This window comes from Pseudophaeobacter sp. C1-32P7 (assembly GCF_041008775.1).
In the GTDB taxonomy this organism is placed as follows: Bacteria; Pseudomonadota; Alphaproteobacteria; order Rhodobacterales; family Rhodobacteraceae; genus Phycobacter; species Phycobacter gallaeciensis_A.
The window spans coordinates 143,871-160,706 of sequence record NZ_JAXGFR010000010.1 but is presented as its reverse complement, the minus strand read 5'-3'; the positions used below and the strand labels follow the sequence as shown (position 1 = coordinate 160,706).

The 16,836-nt window shown below is 59.2% G+C and carries 13 protein-coding genes; 8 read left to right on the top strand and 5 right to left on the bottom strand.

Annotation, left to right across the window (positions count from 1 at the left end):
- Positions 1–12 precede the first annotated feature (12 nt).
- The 3 genes from SM763_RS15530 to SM763_RS15520 all read right to left on the bottom strand — a co-directional run bounded on the left by SM763_RS15530 (position 13) and on the right by SM763_RS15520 (position 2,408).
- Positions 13–531 carry an HD domain-containing protein gene (locus SM763_RS15530; RefSeq protein WP_368999092.1) on the bottom strand — a complete coding sequence of 173 codons (519 nt, stop codon included), beginning with the start codon at positions 529–531 and terminating at the stop codon, positions 13–15.
- Positions 518–1,591: an ABC transporter ATP-binding protein gene (locus tag SM763_RS15525; RefSeq protein ID WP_368999091.1), complete on the bottom strand. Its 1,074-nt coding sequence runs from the start codon at positions 1,589–1,591 to the stop codon at positions 518–520. Before SM763_RS15525 ends, SM763_RS15530 begins: the two co-directional genes overlap by 14 nt.
- A gap of 106 nt (positions 1,592–1,697) precedes the next feature.
- Complete coding sequence (locus tag SM763_RS15520; protein WP_368999090.1) at positions 1,698–2,408, bottom strand: GntR family transcriptional regulator; 711 nt, start codon at positions 2,406–2,408, stop codon at positions 1,698–1,700.
- 237 nt (positions 2,409–2,645) lie between these two features.
- On the opposite strand from SM763_RS15520, the gene SM763_RS15515 reads away from it, so the two are divergent.
- From SM763_RS15515 to SM763_RS15495, 5 genes are all read left to right on the top strand, one after another.
- The gene (locus tag SM763_RS15515; protein WP_368999089.1) at positions 2,646–3,629 is read left to right on the top strand and encodes an ABC transporter ATP-binding protein; all 984 of its coding nucleotides are present in this window, start codon (positions 2,646–2,648) and stop codon (positions 3,627–3,629) included.
- Positions 3,630–3,686: 57 nt separating this feature from the next.
- A complete protein-coding gene (locus SM763_RS15510) occupies positions 3,687–4,952 on the top strand; it encodes an ABC transporter substrate-binding protein (RefSeq protein ID WP_368999110.1) in 1,266 nt (421 codons plus the stop codon).
- Between the two features lie 71 nt (positions 4,953–5,023).
- Positions 5,024–5,872: an ABC transporter permease gene (locus tag SM763_RS15505; RefSeq protein ID WP_065271181.1), complete on the top strand. Its 849-nt coding sequence runs from the start codon at positions 5,024–5,026 to the stop codon at positions 5,870–5,872.
- Positions 5,873–5,875: 3 nt separating this feature from the next.
- On the top strand, positions 5,876–6,712 hold the full coding sequence (locus SM763_RS15500) for an ABC transporter permease (protein ID WP_347510299.1): 837 nt from the start codon (positions 5,876–5,878) through the stop codon (positions 6,710–6,712).
- A gap of 3 nt (positions 6,713–6,715) precedes the next feature.
- Complete coding sequence (locus tag SM763_RS15495) at positions 6,716–7,354, top strand: aspartate/glutamate racemase family protein (RefSeq protein WP_368999088.1); 639 nt, start codon at positions 6,716–6,718, stop codon at positions 7,352–7,354.
- Between the two features lie 808 nt (positions 7,355–8,162).
- On the opposite strand, the gene SM763_RS15490 is transcribed toward SM763_RS15495, so the two are convergent.
- Positions 8,163–11,276 carry an efflux RND transporter permease subunit gene (locus tag SM763_RS15490; RefSeq protein ID WP_368999087.1) on the bottom strand — a complete coding sequence of 1,038 codons (3,114 nt, stop codon included), beginning with the start codon at positions 11,274–11,276 and terminating at the stop codon, positions 8,163–8,165.
- 12 nt (positions 11,277–11,288) lie between these two features.
- Positions 11,289–12,437, bottom strand: coding sequence for an efflux RND transporter periplasmic adaptor subunit (locus tag SM763_RS15485; protein ID WP_368999086.1), 1,149 nt, complete (start codon positions 12,435–12,437; stop codon positions 11,289–11,291).
- 1,079 nt (positions 12,438–13,516) lie between these two features.
- Between SM763_RS15485 and SM763_RS15480 the strand changes: the two genes are divergently transcribed.
- Genes SM763_RS15480 through SM763_RS15470 form a run of 3 tightly spaced genes read left to right on the top strand, consistent with a single transcriptional unit; the run spans position 13,517 to position 16,826 of the window.
- Positions 13,517–14,863 (top strand): efflux RND transporter periplasmic adaptor subunit, encoded by a 1,347-nt coding sequence (locus SM763_RS15480; protein ID WP_368999085.1) that lies wholly within the window; start codon positions 13,517–13,519, stop codon positions 14,861–14,863.
- Complete coding sequence (locus SM763_RS15475; protein WP_274832757.1) at positions 14,860–15,594, top strand: ABC transporter ATP-binding protein; 735 nt, start codon at positions 14,860–14,862, stop codon at positions 15,592–15,594. The genes SM763_RS15480 and SM763_RS15475 overlap by 4 nt, the downstream gene beginning before the upstream one ends.
- Entirely contained in the window at positions 15,591–16,826 is a 1,236-nt protein-coding gene (locus SM763_RS15470; protein ID WP_368999084.1) for an ABC transporter permease, read from the top strand. Before SM763_RS15475 ends, SM763_RS15470 begins: the two co-directional genes overlap by 4 nt.
- Positions 16,827–16,836: the final 10 nt, after the last annotated feature.

Below are 16,836 nucleotides of genomic sequence, written 5' to 3'. Positions count from 1 at the left end.
CGGACCCGGGGATCAGTCGAGCAGCGGGGCGAATTCGGCGTCGATGGCTTCGAAAACCGGAAGGTAGGCTTCTGTAGTGTCCAGAATGGCCGCGTTGCCCGCGTGCCGGACCCGGATGTCGGCAATCCGAGCGGCAAGGCTGAGGCTTTCACCCCTGGGGCCGGAGCGGTTGTCGCAAAAAGTCAGCGCGCGGCTGAGCGCCGTTTCAGTCGTTCGACAGTCCGGGCCGTACATATGCATCAGATCGGGTCTGCTGCGGCTGGCCAGTCCGCGCGCGCCGGAATGATGCAGCACCGCGTCGACGATTTCGCCGTCAAACCCATCCTTGCGGGCAATCTCGGCGCCATCGACGGGGTGGAATCCGGTTGTGGCCAGAGAGGGGGCATAACCGATGTCGTGATAGGTGGCAGCGGCGATCAGGCGACCAGAGAAGGAGCGCCGCGCCTCAATCGCCTGGGCTGTCCTGATCACCTGCTGGATGTGGGCCAGCCGGTCATTGTCCGGCGCGAACCAGTCTTCAGGCAGTCTCATCCAGCTCTCCACGGGTTTGCATTTGCGGCAGCACCCAGGCTTGATCGACGGCGAGCGACAGGGGCTGGCCGATGTGCAGCGCCGTACCATGTGTCAGCGACAACAGCGCGCCCCCGGCGATTTCAACCTCTGCGTCCCATATGCCGCCGCGGTAAAGGATACTGCGGACCGTGCCCTGCAAGCCGTCCTTGCCTGCATCCGGCAGGATTTTGATCCCTTCGGGCCGCAACAAGGTCTGCGCCGGGCCATTCGGATGGCCGGGCAGGGCGGAGGCGGGGAAGCGATACCCGGCCAGTTCGGCGCTGCCATTCTGATAGGTGACGGGCACCACCGCGCCCTGACCGATGAAACGCGCCACCTCGGGGCAGGCCGGGCGGTCGTAGATCTCTTGCGGTGTGCCGATCTGGAGGAAGCGCCCGTCCTGCATCACCGCCATCCTGTCGGCCAGCGCCATGGCTTCGCGCTGATCATGGGTGATGTAGATGGTGGTCGCCCCCGAAGAGCGGTGGAACCGCAGCAGTTCCTTCTCCATGGTGCCGCGCAGGTGCGGGTCCAGATTGGCAAGCGGTTCGTCCATAAGCACGGTTTTGGCGCCTCCGGCAAGGCAGCGCGCCAGCGCCACCCGCTGCCGTTGACCGCCGGACAGGGCCTCGGGCTTGCGATCTGCCAGCGCCTGCATGGAGACCGTTTCCAGGTGTGGTTCGGCCATCCGGGCCGCCTGTCTGCGGGACATGCCCGCGGCTTCCAGCGGAAAGGCAACATTGCCCCGCACCGTCATATGCGGCCAGAGCGCGTAGGACTGAAACACGAAACCGGTGCCGCGCTGTTCCGGTGGCACCATGGTCCCGTCCCCGGCAACCAGATCCCCGTGAAGCCGGATTTCGCCCTGATCCGGGGTTTCCAGTCCGGCGATCAGCCGCAGAAGCGTGCTTTTGCCGCAACCGGACTGCCCGACGATGACAAAGAATTCATGCTGGGCAATGTCGAAGGAGACGCCATCGACGGCGGGTTTGCCTGCATAGGTCTTGCCAATCGAATTGACCTGTATTCCGCCTGCCATCCGTCGCCTTTCGGGAATCAAGAGTTCACCTGTCCGGGCTACATGGTCGGCTGGGGTAACCGTTTTATGACAGGGCGCGTTTCCATGCCGGAAGCGGGGTGGGGGCTCAGCCCTTCAGGATCTCTTTCAGGCTTCCGGTCGGCTTGGGCGTCTCGCTGAGGTCGAGCCCCGAAACGATATCGAGCAGATGGCTTTTCATCAGCTCTTCGGCGTCTTGACCGTCCCCCCGCCGGAAGGCATCGACCAGCGCGTGATGGGCGTGTTTTTCACACAGGGCGCTTTGCCGTTTCCAGTACAGCGCGATGATCAGTGAAGAGCGCGCCACCAGCCGCTCGATAAAGCCAGCGATGGTGGATTGATCCGCAATGCGCGAAATCTCGATGTGGAAATGCCCCGACAGGCGCAGGGCCTTGCCGACCTCGCCCTCGGCCAGGGCCTCGTGTTCGGCGGCGATATGCGCCTCCAGCCGGGCTACGTCCTCGGGCGTCATGCGCTCTGCAGCCGAATGGGCGGTGCGCGGTTCCAGCAAGGCGCGTGCCTCGAAGACTTCGCGCGCCTCGCGCACGGTCGGCTGCGAGACAAAGGCGCCGCGGTTGCGTTTCAATTCGACCAGTTCCACATGCGACAGCGCCTGAAGCGCGCTGCGCACCACGGTGCGCGAGACATTGTAGATCTCACTCAGCTCATCCTCGCCCAGTTTGGTGCCAGGCAGAAGGCGATGCTCATGGATCGCCTGGCTGAGAGAGGCCACGAGATGGGCCGAGGGGCCGTTCACAGCGGGTTGGATAAAATCGGGTTTGTCTACGAATCGCGTCATGGGGTGCTCCTGCCACAGACATGAGGGCTGGCGGATTCCATGACAAGATGAAGTCATATCGAATACGGCATATGAGTTAATTGTATACAATATTGTGCGCAATATTTGACCAAAGCCCGCACAACTGCGGTCAGATTGCAGGCAATTGCGATAATCGGCCCTTTCCGTGACCGGTAGGCTTTGCGCAATGCGTCCGGCTTCGGCGTTTCTGGCTGCAACTGAACGCTGGGGACGCAGATGACCGGACATGCTGATCTTGAACTTGTTGCGCTGACCAAACGCTACGGCGGAACCGTTGCGGTCGATGCCATCGCGCATCGTTTCAAGGCAGGGGTCTATGCCTGCCTTCTGGGGCCTTCGGGTTGTGGGAAATCCTCGACCCTGCGCATGATCGCCGGGCACGAAACGGTCAGCGATGGATCGATCGTGCTGGCGGGGCGGGATGTTTCGCATTTGCCTCCGGCGCAGCGGGGCACGGCGATGATGTTCCAGAACTACGCCTTGTTTCCCCATCTCAGCGTGCGCGACAACGTCTCTTTCAGCCTGCGCATGGCAGGCATTGAGAAACCCACCCGGGACAAGCGCGCCGATGAAATGCTGGAGCTGGTCGAGATGACTGCGCTGGCAGACCGCAAGCCGGACCAGCTATCGGGCGGGCAACAGCAACGTGTCGCGCTGGCCCGTGCCCTGATCACCCGTCCACAGGTGTTGCTGCTGGATGAGCCGCTCTCGGCGCTGGATCCGTTCCTGCGCATCCGCATGCGGGCCGAGCTGAAACGGCTCCAGCGCGAATTGGGCATCAGCTTCATCCATGTCACTCACGGTCAGGACGAGGCGCTGGCGCTGGCCGATGAGATCATCGTCATGAACGATGCCCGCATCGAACAGGCAGGCCCGGCGCGCGATGTCTTCAATCGGCCCAAGACCGCCTTCGTGGCGCGGTTCATGGGCGGGCATAACGTGTTGAACCTGCCGCAGGGCAATATTGCGCTGCGTACGGATGAAATGACGGTTACCGCCGCGCAGGCAGGGCGCATCGACGGGCGGGTCATTGGGATCGAATACCAGGGAACCCATGTCGCGCTGACGGCCGAGGTCGCCGGCGGTCAGGATGTCACGGCGCTGATGCCGGACACGGATTTCCTGCAAACCCCAAAGGAACTGGGAGAGGTCATCGGCCTCGACTGGGAGGACCGGGTCGCGCACCCGCTCTCCGCATGAACAACACAACGCAAATAACGCAAAACGCATAACAGAGAGGGAACGACCATGACGACAATTTCGAAAATTCGCTATAGCCGCCGGGCATTGCTGAAGACGGGTGGCGCGGCGCTCGCGGCCTCTGCGCTTCCGGCGCCAATGGTCTGGGGGCAGGAGAGTAAGAACATCACCCTGCGCCAGTTCGGCACCGGCGTGTCCAACCTCAATGAAGTGGCGACCAAGGTCAAAGAGGACCTCGGTATTACGCTGGAAATGACTGCGCTGGATACCGACAGCGTCACCCAGCGCGCTGCCACCCAGCCGGACAGTTTCGATATTGCCGATATCGAGTATTTCGTCTGCAAGAAGGTCTGGCCGACCGGCAACCTTCAAGCCATGGACGCCTCCAAGATCACCAATTACGACAAGATCGTCGGCATCTTCCGCGACGGTAAACTGACACCCGATAGCGAGATTGCGCAAGGCACCGCGCCGCATACTGTCGGTTTTGTCGATGGGCCGGGCGGCACCGATTTCGTCGATAGCGAATCCGGCTGGATGACGCTGATCCCAACGATCTACAACGCCGACACGCTGGGTATCCGTCCTGATCTGATCGGCCGTCCGATCGAAAGCTGGTCCGAGCTGCTGAACCCCGAGTTCAAGGGCAAGGCCTCGATCCTCGATATCTCCTCGATCGGCATCATGGATATGGCTATGGTCTGCGAGGCGATGGGCGAAATCAGCTATGGCGACAAGGGCAACATGACCCGCGAAGAGATCGACAAGACCATCGCGATATTCACCGAAGCAAAGAAGAACGGCCAGTTCCGTGCGTTCTGGAAGACCTTCGACGAAAGCGTCAACCTGATGGCCTCTGGTGAGGTAGTGATCCAGTCGATGTGGTCGCCGGCCATCACGGCAGTTCGTTCGCGCGGGATCGACTGCGTTTATCAGCCGCTCAAAGAAGGCTATCGCAGCTGGGGCGGTGGTATCGGTCTGTCGGCCTCCCTGTCCGGCATGGAGCTGGATGCAGCCTATGAATACATCAACTGGTATCTCAGCGGCTGGGTCGGCGGCTTCCTGATGCGTCAGGGCTATTATTCGGCGGTGCCGGAGACCTCCAAGAACTTCATGTCCGAAAACGAGTGGGGCTACTGGTTCGAAGGCAAGGAAAGCACCGACATCATCACCTCGCCCTTCGGAGACAAGCTGGCCGGAGCGGGCGAAGTGCGCGACGGCGGCTCCTTTTATGACCGCATGGGCGCAGTGGTCTGCTGGAACTCCGTGATGGAGGAAAACCAGTACATGGTCCGCAAGTGGAACGAATTCATCGCGGCCTGACGCAACACCTGCGGGGGCACCTCTGCCCCCGCAACCACTTCCTGCATTTCATTAAGGACCGGACCCCGGATATGAGCAGACAGATCATCGCATGGATCCAGGCCGCGCCGATGGCGTTGGTGCTGCTTGGTTTTCTGGTGGCGCCCATCATCATGATCGTGATCGTCAGCTTTTGGGGCGCGACGGAATATTCGATCTACCCGGCGTTCCAGTTCGACAATTACGAATTCCTGTTCGGATCGCCGGTCACCTACACGGTGTTTTTCAACACCTTCAAATATGCCCTGCTGACCTGGGCGCTGACGCTGGTGATCGGCTTTACCGTTGCCTATTTCCTCGCCTTCGAGGTGCGCAGCCTGAAATGGCAGATCGGACTGTTCCTGCTCTGCACGATCCCGTTCTGGACCTCGAACATCATCCGGATGATCAGCTGGATTCCCTTTCTGGGTCGCAACGGGCTGGCCAACTCGGCGCTGATCAGCTGGGGCGTCATAGACGAGCCGCTGGAGTGGTTGCTGTTCAGTGATTTCAGCGTCGTTCTGGCCTTTGTGCACCTCTACACCCTGTTCATGGTGGTGCCGATCTTCAATTCGATGATGCGCATCGACCGGTCCCTGCTGGAGGCCGCACGTGATTGCGGTGCCAGCGGTCTGCAGACCCTGTGGACGGTGATCGTGCCGCTGTGCAAACCCGGGATCATGATCGGTACGATCTTTGTCTCAACCCTGGTGATGGGGGATTTCATCACCGTGCGGTTCATGTCCGGATCGCAGCGCGCCAATGTCGGTCGACTGATCTCAAATGACATCAGCCTGCTGCAATACCCTTCGGCCTCAGCCACGGCAGTGGTGCTGCTGTGCACCGTTCTGATCGTGATCGCGCTGCTCTTGCGGCTGGTCGATATTCGCAAGGAGCTTTGATCGATGGAAACGCGCAGCCGGTCCTTTTACATCCTCGCCGCCTTTTTCGGTCTCTTCGTGCTCTTCCTCTACGGGCCGATCCTGACCATCGGCATCCTCAGTTTTCAGGGGCCGCAGGGCGGTCTGACATTCCCGATGAATGGGGTGTCGCTCTATTGGTTCCGCGATCTGTTTCAGGAACAGGCCGTCGGTGATATCTGGGGCAGCTTCCGCCGTTCCTTTGCGCTGGGGCTGATGGTCATGGTGACAACCGTGGTGGTCTCGGTTCTGGGCGGCCTTGCCTTCCGCAAGCGTTTTGCAGGCTCCGGGCTGCTGTTCTACCTTGCCGTCACCTCACTGGTGATCCCGTCGATTCTGGTGTCCCTTGGGGTGGGGCTGATCTTCAACCAGTTGGGTTTGCCGATACATTGGGCGAGTTCTGGCTATGGCAGCCAGCTGACCTGGACGCTGCCCTTTGGTCTGCTGATCATGTTCGCCGTCTTCAACCGGTTCGACAAAAGCTATGAGGAAGCCGCCCGCGATCTCGGCGCCACTGCCTGGCAGACCTTTGCGCATGTGGTCCTGCCGATCATCGCGCCGTCCTTGCTGGGGGTGGCCTTGTTCGGCTTCACGCTCAGCTATGACGAGTTTGCCCGCACCCTGATGACGGCGGGCAGCTATAACACCCTGCCGCTGGAAATCTTTGGCATGACCACCAATGTGACCACGCCAGTGATCTTTGCCCTTGGCACCTTGACCACGGGGTTTTCGCTGGTGGTGATCGGGGTCTTTTTTCTGACCGTCTGGCTGATGGCACGCAAAAAGGATCGCGGATCCGATGCGGGCAAGGGGATGGTCTGAGCAATGACGGTGATCGTGATCAATCCCAACAGCACCGAAGCCATGACCGCCAGCATTCTGGCCGCCGCCCGCCATACCGCGCCGGACATCCGGTTCGAAGGCTGGACCTCGGTCGGTGGACCGCCCGCCATCGAGGGGCCTGAGGATGGCGCGCGGGCAGTGCCGCCCTTGCTGGAGTTGGTCCGCAAGGCCTCGGATGCAGGGGCGCGGGCCATTGTGATCGCCTGTTTCGATGATACCGGACTGGACGAAGCCCGGCAGCTTGCCACCTGTCCGGTGCTCGGGATCGGGCAGGCCAGCTATGTCATGGCCGAGCTGATCGGCGGGCCGACAGCGGTGATCACCACGGTGCAGGCTGCCGTGCCGGTGATCGAGGCCAATATCGACGCGCAGGGGCATGCCTCGCATATCGACACGATCCGAGCCGCGAATGTTCCGGTGCTGCTGCTAGAAGATAGCCCCGCTGAAGCCGCAGCAGCTTTCACCGCTGCCGCCCATCAGCTTCCGCCCGACACCGTAAATGTAATCATCGGATGCGCCGGCGCGGTGTCGGTTACCGGCCATCTGGGGGATCTCCCGGGACTGACCGTTATTGACGGCGTGACTGCGGCAGCGAAGCTCAGCCGCGCGTTGGTCGGTTGAGCTGTGCGGTGCGGGCGGCTAGCCTTGAAAATCTATATAGCTTTCGCAGATGAGTTCAGCCGGTACATGGTTTACCGCCTTTCTCTCTAAGCTCTGTATTCTGTCTGACCTGGGCCCCCAATTTCCTCCACCTCCACGGAAAGCCATTGGGGTCGGTTTGATGGCCTCGTGCGGCCAGTGTATCTATCGTTCTTTTCTCAGAAAAACTCACACGGGGCGTACTGGACGCAATACTAACGGTAACCTATGAGCGCCAATATGTTCCATCATGTGGTGGGGGTATGGAAGGAAAAGTATTGAAAAACAGGCGCTTAGGTTAACTTCGAGTGACGATTGGTGCTATGCTGCGGCTATCTGCATTGGCAGGGCTGTGTTCGTTTCTGTTAATAGCTGGCGTGGTTGCCAAACGGAGATCTTGGCGAGTGGGGGGGGCGCCCTAGCGCTCGGCATTATCGTGTGGGTTTCAGTTGCTTCGGTTCCTGTTTCAACATCCCTCGAGAAATTGCGATCTGAAGTTCTCGAAAAGGTAAGCAAGTCAGGAAAGATACTGTCGCGTCTAAATTCCTCGGTACGCCGGGGGCTGGCCAACGGTTGACGCTCTCGCCTGGGCTGGAATTCACTGAAGTCGGCGGAGTTGATGCCTCGACTTTTTAAGGTCGGAAAGCTGCGGAAGATTTAGCGCGGAGGTTTCGTGTTCCGAACGGCTTTGTTGTTGGCATCACAGAAGGAGGGAGCATCCACCCCATCAACAAAATCCAGCGTCACTCTCAATCAGCTCGGACCATCGCTGGCTTCACAGCCCTTGATTTCAATTGGCATTCGCTTCGCGCAGTTCGCGATGCAACCGTGCCTCCTCCTCGGCCTTGGGGGTCGAGAACCGTGCCAGCAGCAAATAGGCCGCCGGGGTCAGAAAAAGCGTCGACAGGGTTGCGAGCCCCAAACCACCGACGATCACCCACCCCAAGGCTTCGCGCGCCTCGGCGCCCGCCCCGGTTGAGAAAATCAGCGGTATCCCCCCGAGAACCGTGGACGTCATGGTCATCATGACGGGGCGCAAGCGTATGGTGGACGCGTCATAGATTGCCTGATGTACGTCTGTCCCGCGGTCCCGCAACTGGTTTGCGAACTCGACGATCAAGATGCCGTTCTTGGCCATGATACCGACCAGCATGACAAGGCCGATTTGGCTGTAAACATTCAGGCTTAGCCCGGTCAGAGCGAGGGCAAAAGCAGCGCAAGCCAGACCGAATGGCACGGTCGACATGACGACGATGGCGGAAATGAAGCTTTCGAATTGCGCTGCAAGGACCAAAAGAACGACGATGATCGCAAAGCCGAAAATAATGCCAATCCCCGAGTTCGTCTGATCCAGCGTCGCGGCCTCGGCCAGCGGAACGACCCTGTTGTTTTCGGTGATCAGATCCGCCGCCAGATCCTGCACCTGGACAAAGGCATCGCCCAGCGCAAGCTCCGGCGTCAGGCTGGCCGCGATCTCGACCGAGCGGTTCTTTCCTTCGCGGCTGAGTTCCGGAGCAACGGCGCGTTCCTCAAGCCGGACAAAGGACGACAGGGGAACCATCTGGCCATCGGACGCACGTACAAAGATGCTTTCCAGATCACCAGGATCATCAACCGGCATCGAGGTCGAGAGCATCTGGATATCATAGCTGGTGTCATTGATGAAAACCGACCCCACGCTTCGCCCGTCCAGAACGGCCCGCAAGGCATCCCCCAACCCGGAGATTTCGACGCCAAGGTCCGATGCCCGTGCGCGGTCGATTTCGATAAAGAGCTGTGGCTGCGTCGTTTCATACTCAAGCCGAACCCTGCCAAAGTCGGGATTTTGCTGCATCCGCTCGACCAGTTGCTCGGCCACGCCCGCCAGTTGGTCGTAGTTGTCGCCCGTGATCGCAAACGCCAAGCCGCGTCCGGCGCCGCGAATCCCCAAGGAATTGCGCTGGATTACGAAGACCCGAACTCCGATGATCGAAGACAGCCCCCGGTTAATATCGTTGACGATGTCCTGCTGACCGCGGCTGCGCGCCTCCCATGGTGCAAGCGTGGCAACCATGAACCCCCGATTGTCGGCGCTATAGCCCGTAATCGAGAAGACATTGCGCAGCTCGCCGGTTTCGCGAAGGGGAGACAGCGAGCGCTCGATCTCGTTCATTTTTGCCATGGTATAATCGAGCGACACCCCCTGAGGTGCCGTGACGGACATCAGCACAAGCGATCTGTCTTCAGGCGGGGTCAGCTCCTGTTTGATACCAGAGCCAACCATAAGCGCAGTTGCCGCGAACAGCAGCGACGCAAGGACAACTATTGCCGGAGCGCCCAAGGCCATCCGCAATGTGGCTCCGTAAAGCGCTGCAAGCCGGTTGCCCAGCCAGGTGATCGGTCCACGCCCGCTGTTATTCAGCTGCACGCCATCCAGCAGGCGGCTGGCCATCACCGGGCACAGTGTCAGTGCCACAACCGATGACAGCGTCACGGACATCGCCAGTGTAAAGCCGAACTCGCGGAAAAGCCCCCCGGCCTGTCCGGGAAGGAACGACAGGGGCACGAAAACAGCCGCGAGGGTGGCCGTCGTGGTGATGACGGCAAAGAACACCTCCTGAACCCCCAGAACGGCAGCCGCGCGGGCGCCCATCCCCTCGGCGCGCCGCCGCACGATGTTTTCCAGAACCACGATGGCATCATCCACCACCATGCCCGTTGCCAGAACAAGCGCCAGAAGCGTCAGGATGTTGACTGAGAACCCGACCAGATAGATCCCGGCCAGCGTTCCGACCAATGCGACGGGAAGTGTCAGTGCAGGAATGAGGGTGGCACGGAAGCTGCGCAGGAAGAGAAAGATCACGGCAACAACAATTGCGATAGCCAGGCCCAGCGTCTTGAGCACCTCCTCGATCGAGCCATTGATGAACACCGCATCATCAGAGGTGATGAATATATCCACCCCTATCGGCAGGGTTTCATTCAATTCTGCAACCACCTGGTGCACGGCTGCCGAGATTTCCAGCGTATTGCTGGTTGCCTGACGGATCACCCCGATGCCAAGCCCTGTCTGGCCATTGGCGCGCAGGATGGTTTCATTCGGCGCGGGGCCAAGGGTAACGCGTGCCACATCCCCCAGTTTGACATTGTCGCGGATTTCCAAGGCTTCAAAGGCTTCAGGTGTCGAAACAGAAGCCGTTGTGCGGACATTGATCGACTGGCGCATACCGCTCAGATCGCCCGCCGGAGCATCATAGGCTACATCCGCAAGCGCACGGCGCAAATCCGCAAGGCTGAGCCCCCTGCTGGCAAGCTCCCACTGGTCGATATCAACCCGGAATATCGGATCACGATTCCCATAGATCTGCAAATCAGCAACGCCCGGTATCGAAATCAACCGGTCTTCCACCCGGTCATGCACGATTTGTGTCAGTTCCTGCGGCGAGCGGCTGTCCGAGGTCACCGCCACCCGGACCACAGGCTGCGCGTTGGCGTCGGCCTTTACGATGCCGGGGGTCTCGGCATCCTCTGGCAGGGTATTGGCGATCCGGCTAACCGCATCACGGGCATCCGTCGCGGCGACATCCAGATCTACACTATCCTCAAATTCCAGCGTGACCCGGCTGCGGCCATAGCGAGATTGCGACGAGATCGTCCTGATCCCCGAAACCCGCCCAACCGCGCCTTCAATCCGGCTTGTGACCTCCTGATCAACGGTTTCGGATGACGCGCCCGGGAAATAAGTCGTCACCGTCACCACGGGGCGGTCCACATCCGGCAATTCGCGGATCTCGACCCCGAACAATCCAGCCACACCGGCAATCACGATCAACGCGTTGAGCACAAAGGCCAGTACCGGCCGTTTGACGAACAAGATGGTGCCCGTGCCATGCTGCCCATGTAGAGTCTCGCCAAGTATACTCACGACGATACTCCCTTAACCGTTGGTCTCAGATGGTTCTGTGCCCTCGACAGCTTCAACCTCAGCCCCCGGCCGGATATTCTGAACGCCTTCGACGATGATGGCATCCCCGGCATTCAGCGCGCCTTCGACCAGGACAGAGCCACTGTTGCGCTGCAATATCTTCACAGCGACCCGTTGTGCCTTGCTGTCTTCGATCTTCCACAGGAAAGGCCCGTCCGAAGACCATTGCACCGATAGCGGATCCACTGCCAAGGCCATTTCGCCGGGAAACGAAAGCGCGACCGAGAACGCCATCCCAGCCCTGAGCGTATCGCCCTCGTTTTCAAGCTGCCCCTGAACCCGCAAGGTGCGGCTGTGCCGGTCGACGATATTGTCGATCGCGTTGATCTTCCCGACAAGCTGCTGATCCGGGTTCGCCAGGGGAACGACCTGCATCGGCATGCCAAGCGACAATTGGCTGATCGCCCGTTCAGGCACCCGGAAATCGATCAGGATATGCGAGCGGTCCGTGATCACCGTCAGGACATCCTGCACGGAAATGCGGTCGCCAACCTCGATCTCCGACAGACCAGCCCATCCCGAGATCGGCGCGACGATGGTTCGCTGTGCAAGGTCAAACCGGGCCTGCTCCAACGCCAGTTCGGCCGAGCGCAGTTCCAGTTCAGCCTCGCGGAAACGCACAGCTGTTACCGCGCCGGTTTTCTGCAACTGCTTGAGCCGGTCGACATCCTCTTTTGCAGCCTCCACCTGCAATCGCGCCCGCTCGACTGCGATCTTTTCGGCTGCGTCTTCAAGGTGGTAAAGCTCATCCCCCTTGCTCACATAACCGCCGGCCACAAACCCCGTCGACACGATGCGCCCCGTCGCTTCGGCGCGCACTGTAACGGATCGAATGGCCCGCCCGTCCCCAATCGCGCGCACCTGGTCATTCATCGGTTGTTGCGAAACCTCTCCCGCAACCACGCGAACCGGCCCGCGCGGACCACGTTTCGCAGTCGTTTCTGACGCTTCGTCCGAGGGAAGGGGCGCAACCTGTTCAATGATATCCAGCACGCCCCAGCGTTCGAGCAAGGGGCGCGACGCAGGCACATAGGCAGCCCAAAGATACAGCGCCCCGCATACAAGCAGCGCTCCCGCAAAAAGTTGCTTGATGAGCTTCATGGAGTTTCCTGCGCTGGGTGAACCGGCGTGGTTGCCGCTGAAAATTGGGTTGTGTGTATCATTGTGAAAAACTGCCTACAAAAAACATGCAACCGCAAGCAAATTCTAGCCGTTCCCGAAGCCTACCGGTGTCGAGATGTTGCTTGTTTTTGCACAACAAAATGCACACCTCAGTATCATTCCGAAAATGCACAAACTATGCAGCTCATCAGGCTAAGTTCGTCGGCTCTGCTTCAAGCAGACATAGCGTGGAGAATTACTTTTCAAGAGCGAACACGGATAGCGATCAAACACCGGGCCAGGGCGCGCTGAGCGGTTCGCCTGATCGGGCTCGAAGCGGCTATTTTCCACGATCAACGTCAACGTCGGCTGTGCACGCTCATGCCTCCCTGTGTGCCCTGCAGGTCAAACTTTTTAAAGCCGGTTTTTGCGCCTAACAAACCCGGGCGCAGTGAACACTCCCTTGGGTTGTGCCGCGCCCATTCCGTCACACTTTGCGCTTTGGGGTAATAGCTTTGCTCAGTCACACCGATCTCTCTGACCGCATCGATGCGTGGTATTCCTTGCCGAAACTTCACGAAAAATTCGTCAGGTTTCGGTTTCTTCGCACATCTTGCTGTTGTTGGGCGATGGACTTGAGGGGGGTGATCCAGTGCATTTTAAATTGGAAAACGGTGCCTTATTCATTGCCACCTTCCTGTAACTGCCGTTTACACGGATGGGCCAGAGCGAAGGATGAGGCCGTTACGTGAACGCCTTCCAAATTGAAGGAACCCCGGCCGGACATCGTGACTTTTTATGGGGCCTAGGCCGTGTTTTTCCAGACCAGGGGTGGACTGGAGATCGCCGAGCGCAGATATCGGACTTAGTCAAGCCGGGTCCTGCAGAGAGTTAGGGCAGGAATGGCCGAACCAAACCGGCCATTTAGTTTCCCGCCTAATACTGCGTTGCAGCCCATTGGAGCTGCCATTCGTGCATCGTGCAGTATTTTCGTGGAGCGGGTGACGATCGCGTGGTGCGTTTGCTGCGCGCCTTAGCCCAGTCCACGCTCCAATAAAAATTGAAATTTCTGCGAAAAAATGGCACCATCGGCCATCATGCTCAGGTTCCTTACCGTTTTGCTGGTGGCAGGAGCAACATTCGCGTACCTCGCATCGGATCTCAGCGCTCCTTCTGCAAAGCCCACATATGTGACCGCCCCTGTGGAATTTGGACGGCTGGAGGAAACTGTGTCTTCAACCGGTACTGTGGATGCCCTTTTTACGGTGGATATCAGTTCTCAGGTGTCCGGGCGGATTACCAAAGTCACTGCAGATTTTAATGACAGCGTAGAGAGCGGCCAGCCGCTGGCGCAGATTGACCGACAGGGATTTGAAGCGCGGGTTGCCGAGGCTGAAGCTGCTGTCAGCATTGCCTTGTCCGCAGTTGAGGTTCGCAAAGCGGCGTTGAGGCGGTCGAAAGTTGAAATCGACGCGATTGGATTGGAGCGGAGTGTTCATCAGGCTCGGGTGGATAAGGCCAAGGCAGAGTGGCTCTTGGCACAGTCCAATCTTGATCGAAAAGAAGGGTTGCACCGTTCTGGGACCGTTTCAGAGGCGGACATCGACAATGAGCGCACATCAGTGCTGACTGCATCCGCAGCCCTGCGGGAGGCCGAAGCCCTGATGGCCGTCAACGAGCAGAGGATTGAGACCGCGCGCGCTGATTTTGCGAAAAACCAAGCCGAACTTGCGGGTGCACGTGCAAATGTTCCACAGCGGCAGGCCGCGTTAAAGCTGGCTGAGGTTGAACTGGAGCGCACCACCATACGCGCGCCGATAGATGGGGTGATCATCAACCGCAGCATCGAGGAAGGGCAGACCGTTGCGGCGGCTCTGGAGGCGCCGACCCTGTTTACGATCGCCAAGGCTCTCCGGAATATGGTGGTCTATGTCAGCGTGGATGAAACCGATATTGGCCGTATCCGCATCGGACAGGCGGCTGGGTTCACTGTCGATGCTTTCCCGGATCGGATGTTTTCAGGTGTTGTGACCGAAATCAGAAAATCCGCCAAGGTGATCCAGAACATTGTGACCTATACCGTCGTCCTTGAGACTGAAAACCCCGAAGAATTGCTTCTTCCTGGGATGACAGCATTTGTCAAAATAACGATCAAAAGGTCTGAACCTGGGCTCAAAGTTCCGACCAACGCACTGAGTTACACCCCAAGCACCTATTCGGGAACACCCGAAACGACTGCGGTGATCTGGCGATTGGATGAACTCGGCAAGCCTGAGCCGATGGCGGTCGTGCCGTTGGACAGCGATGCAAGCCATACGCTTATTGCTTCGGAGGAGATCGAAGAAGGCGATCTTGTTATCGGGGCCGAAATTGAACAGCCGCATGAACGGTCGCTGTTTGGGAATTGGATCGGAGCGAGGCTGTGACCACGCTGATCAAAGCAGCGCATCTTGGGCGGAGCTATAGCAGCGGCGGAACATCTATCGATGCTTTGAAGAACTGTTCCATTTCGGTCGCCGCAGGGGAATTCGTGGCCATCATGGGCCCGTCCGGGTCCGGGAAAACCACCTTGATGAATCTGCTCGGTCTGCTTGACCGGCAAGACGCCGGGACGCTCGACATTCTGGGGCGCCGGGCCAGCGGTCTGACGGACGCACGCAGGGCTGAAATCAGGAACAGGATCTTTGGGTTTGTGTTTCAGTCGTACAACCTGCTGCCGCGTCATTCTGCGGTCGAGAATGTCGAACTGCCGATGATCTACGCCAGTATCCGGGCCGGGGAGCGCCGAAGGCGGGCAGTGAAGGCGCTGGAGGATGTGGGGTTGGCCAAACGGCAGGGCCATTATCCGCACCAGCTTTCTGGCGGAGAGCAGCAGCGCGTTGCCATTGCGCGGGCCCTGGTGAACCAACCGCGCCTGATCTTGGCTGATGAGCCAACGGGGGCCTTGGACAGTCAAAAGGGCCGACAGATCCTCGCCCTGTTCCAGACAATCAACCGTGCAGGTCACGCTGTTGTGGTTGTGACGCATGACGAACGGGTCGCCCGGCATGCGCAACGCATCCTGCGGATGGCAGATGGTGAGATCATCTCGGATGAAACCGTGCCAAACCGTCTTTGGGCTGCGGATGCTGCATCAGAGGTTCTGGTGCTGAGATGATCGTGCTGGAAAGTTTCAAAGTGGCTCTGCGGGCGCTTCAGGCGAACCTGCTTCGCAGTTTCCTGACCATGCTTGGCGTCATTGTCGGTGTGGCTTCGGTTGTCTCTATGGTCGCATTTGCAGCCGGGGCGCAGCGACAGATTTCGGAGCAGATCAAAACGCTGGGCGCGAATGTTCTGATGATCGAACCGCCCAGAAGCAGCCGTGGAGCGGGACAGACCGGCCGCGGTGCGGTCTCGCGGCTGACAGAGGAGGACGCGGAGGCTATAGCGGCCAATATTGCACAGATCGCTTTGACCGCTCCTGCGCTTCGCGGCAACGTGCTTACGGTTCATAAAAACCGGAACACTTGGACAACGGTGAACGGCACCACCTCCAGCTATTTCGCAATTCGTGAATGGCCCTTGAAACAGGGGCGCTATTTTTCCCAGCAAGAACAATCCGGAGCGGGAAAAGTTGCGGTGCTGGGGCAATTGACGGCCGAGCAGCTTTTTGGCGACACGGACCCGATTGGGCAGGTCATTCGCGTACTGTCGGTTCCCTTTGAAGTGATTGGTGTGCTGGAAGAAAAGGGCACCTCGGGTTGGGGGCGAGCGCAGGATCAGGTTGTTTTTGTACCTATCCGCACAGCAAAGCAAAGGCTGATCGGCAGCTCCAACGCGGTTCACCGGAATTCAGTTGAGTACATTCTCGCAAAAGCGGTCTCTTCCTCTGCGGTCCCGGTGGCAGAAAAGAGAATGACGGCTCTCCTGCGGCAAAGGCACAGGATTGGTTCGGGGGCGGCCAACGACTTTCTGGTTTCGGACCCGGCCTCAATGATGGCGGCTGAAAATGCCGTAAAGAGAGCGTTAGGCTGGCTGTTGTCGGGCATTGCATCGGTATCGCTGATCGTGGGGGGGATCGGCATCATGAATATCATGCTGGTGTCTGTGACAGAGCGCACCCGCGAAATCGGCTTGAGGATCGCAATAGGTGCCAGCCCAGGGCATGTGCAGCTGCAATTTCTGATGGAGGCTGTCTTGCTCTGTGTCTTCGGTGGGTCGATTGGATTGGCGATCGGTGCATCTGCAGCAGTATTGGTGGGGCAATTGGCTGGCTGGCCGGTCTTTTTGAGCCCTCTATCCGTCATTGGCGGGGTGGCGGTTTCAGCAGTGGTCGGTTTGATATTTGGTTATTTTCCGGCGCGTAAAGCATCCAAAATGGATCCGGTCGCAGCCTTGAAATTTGAGTAGGCACCAAACT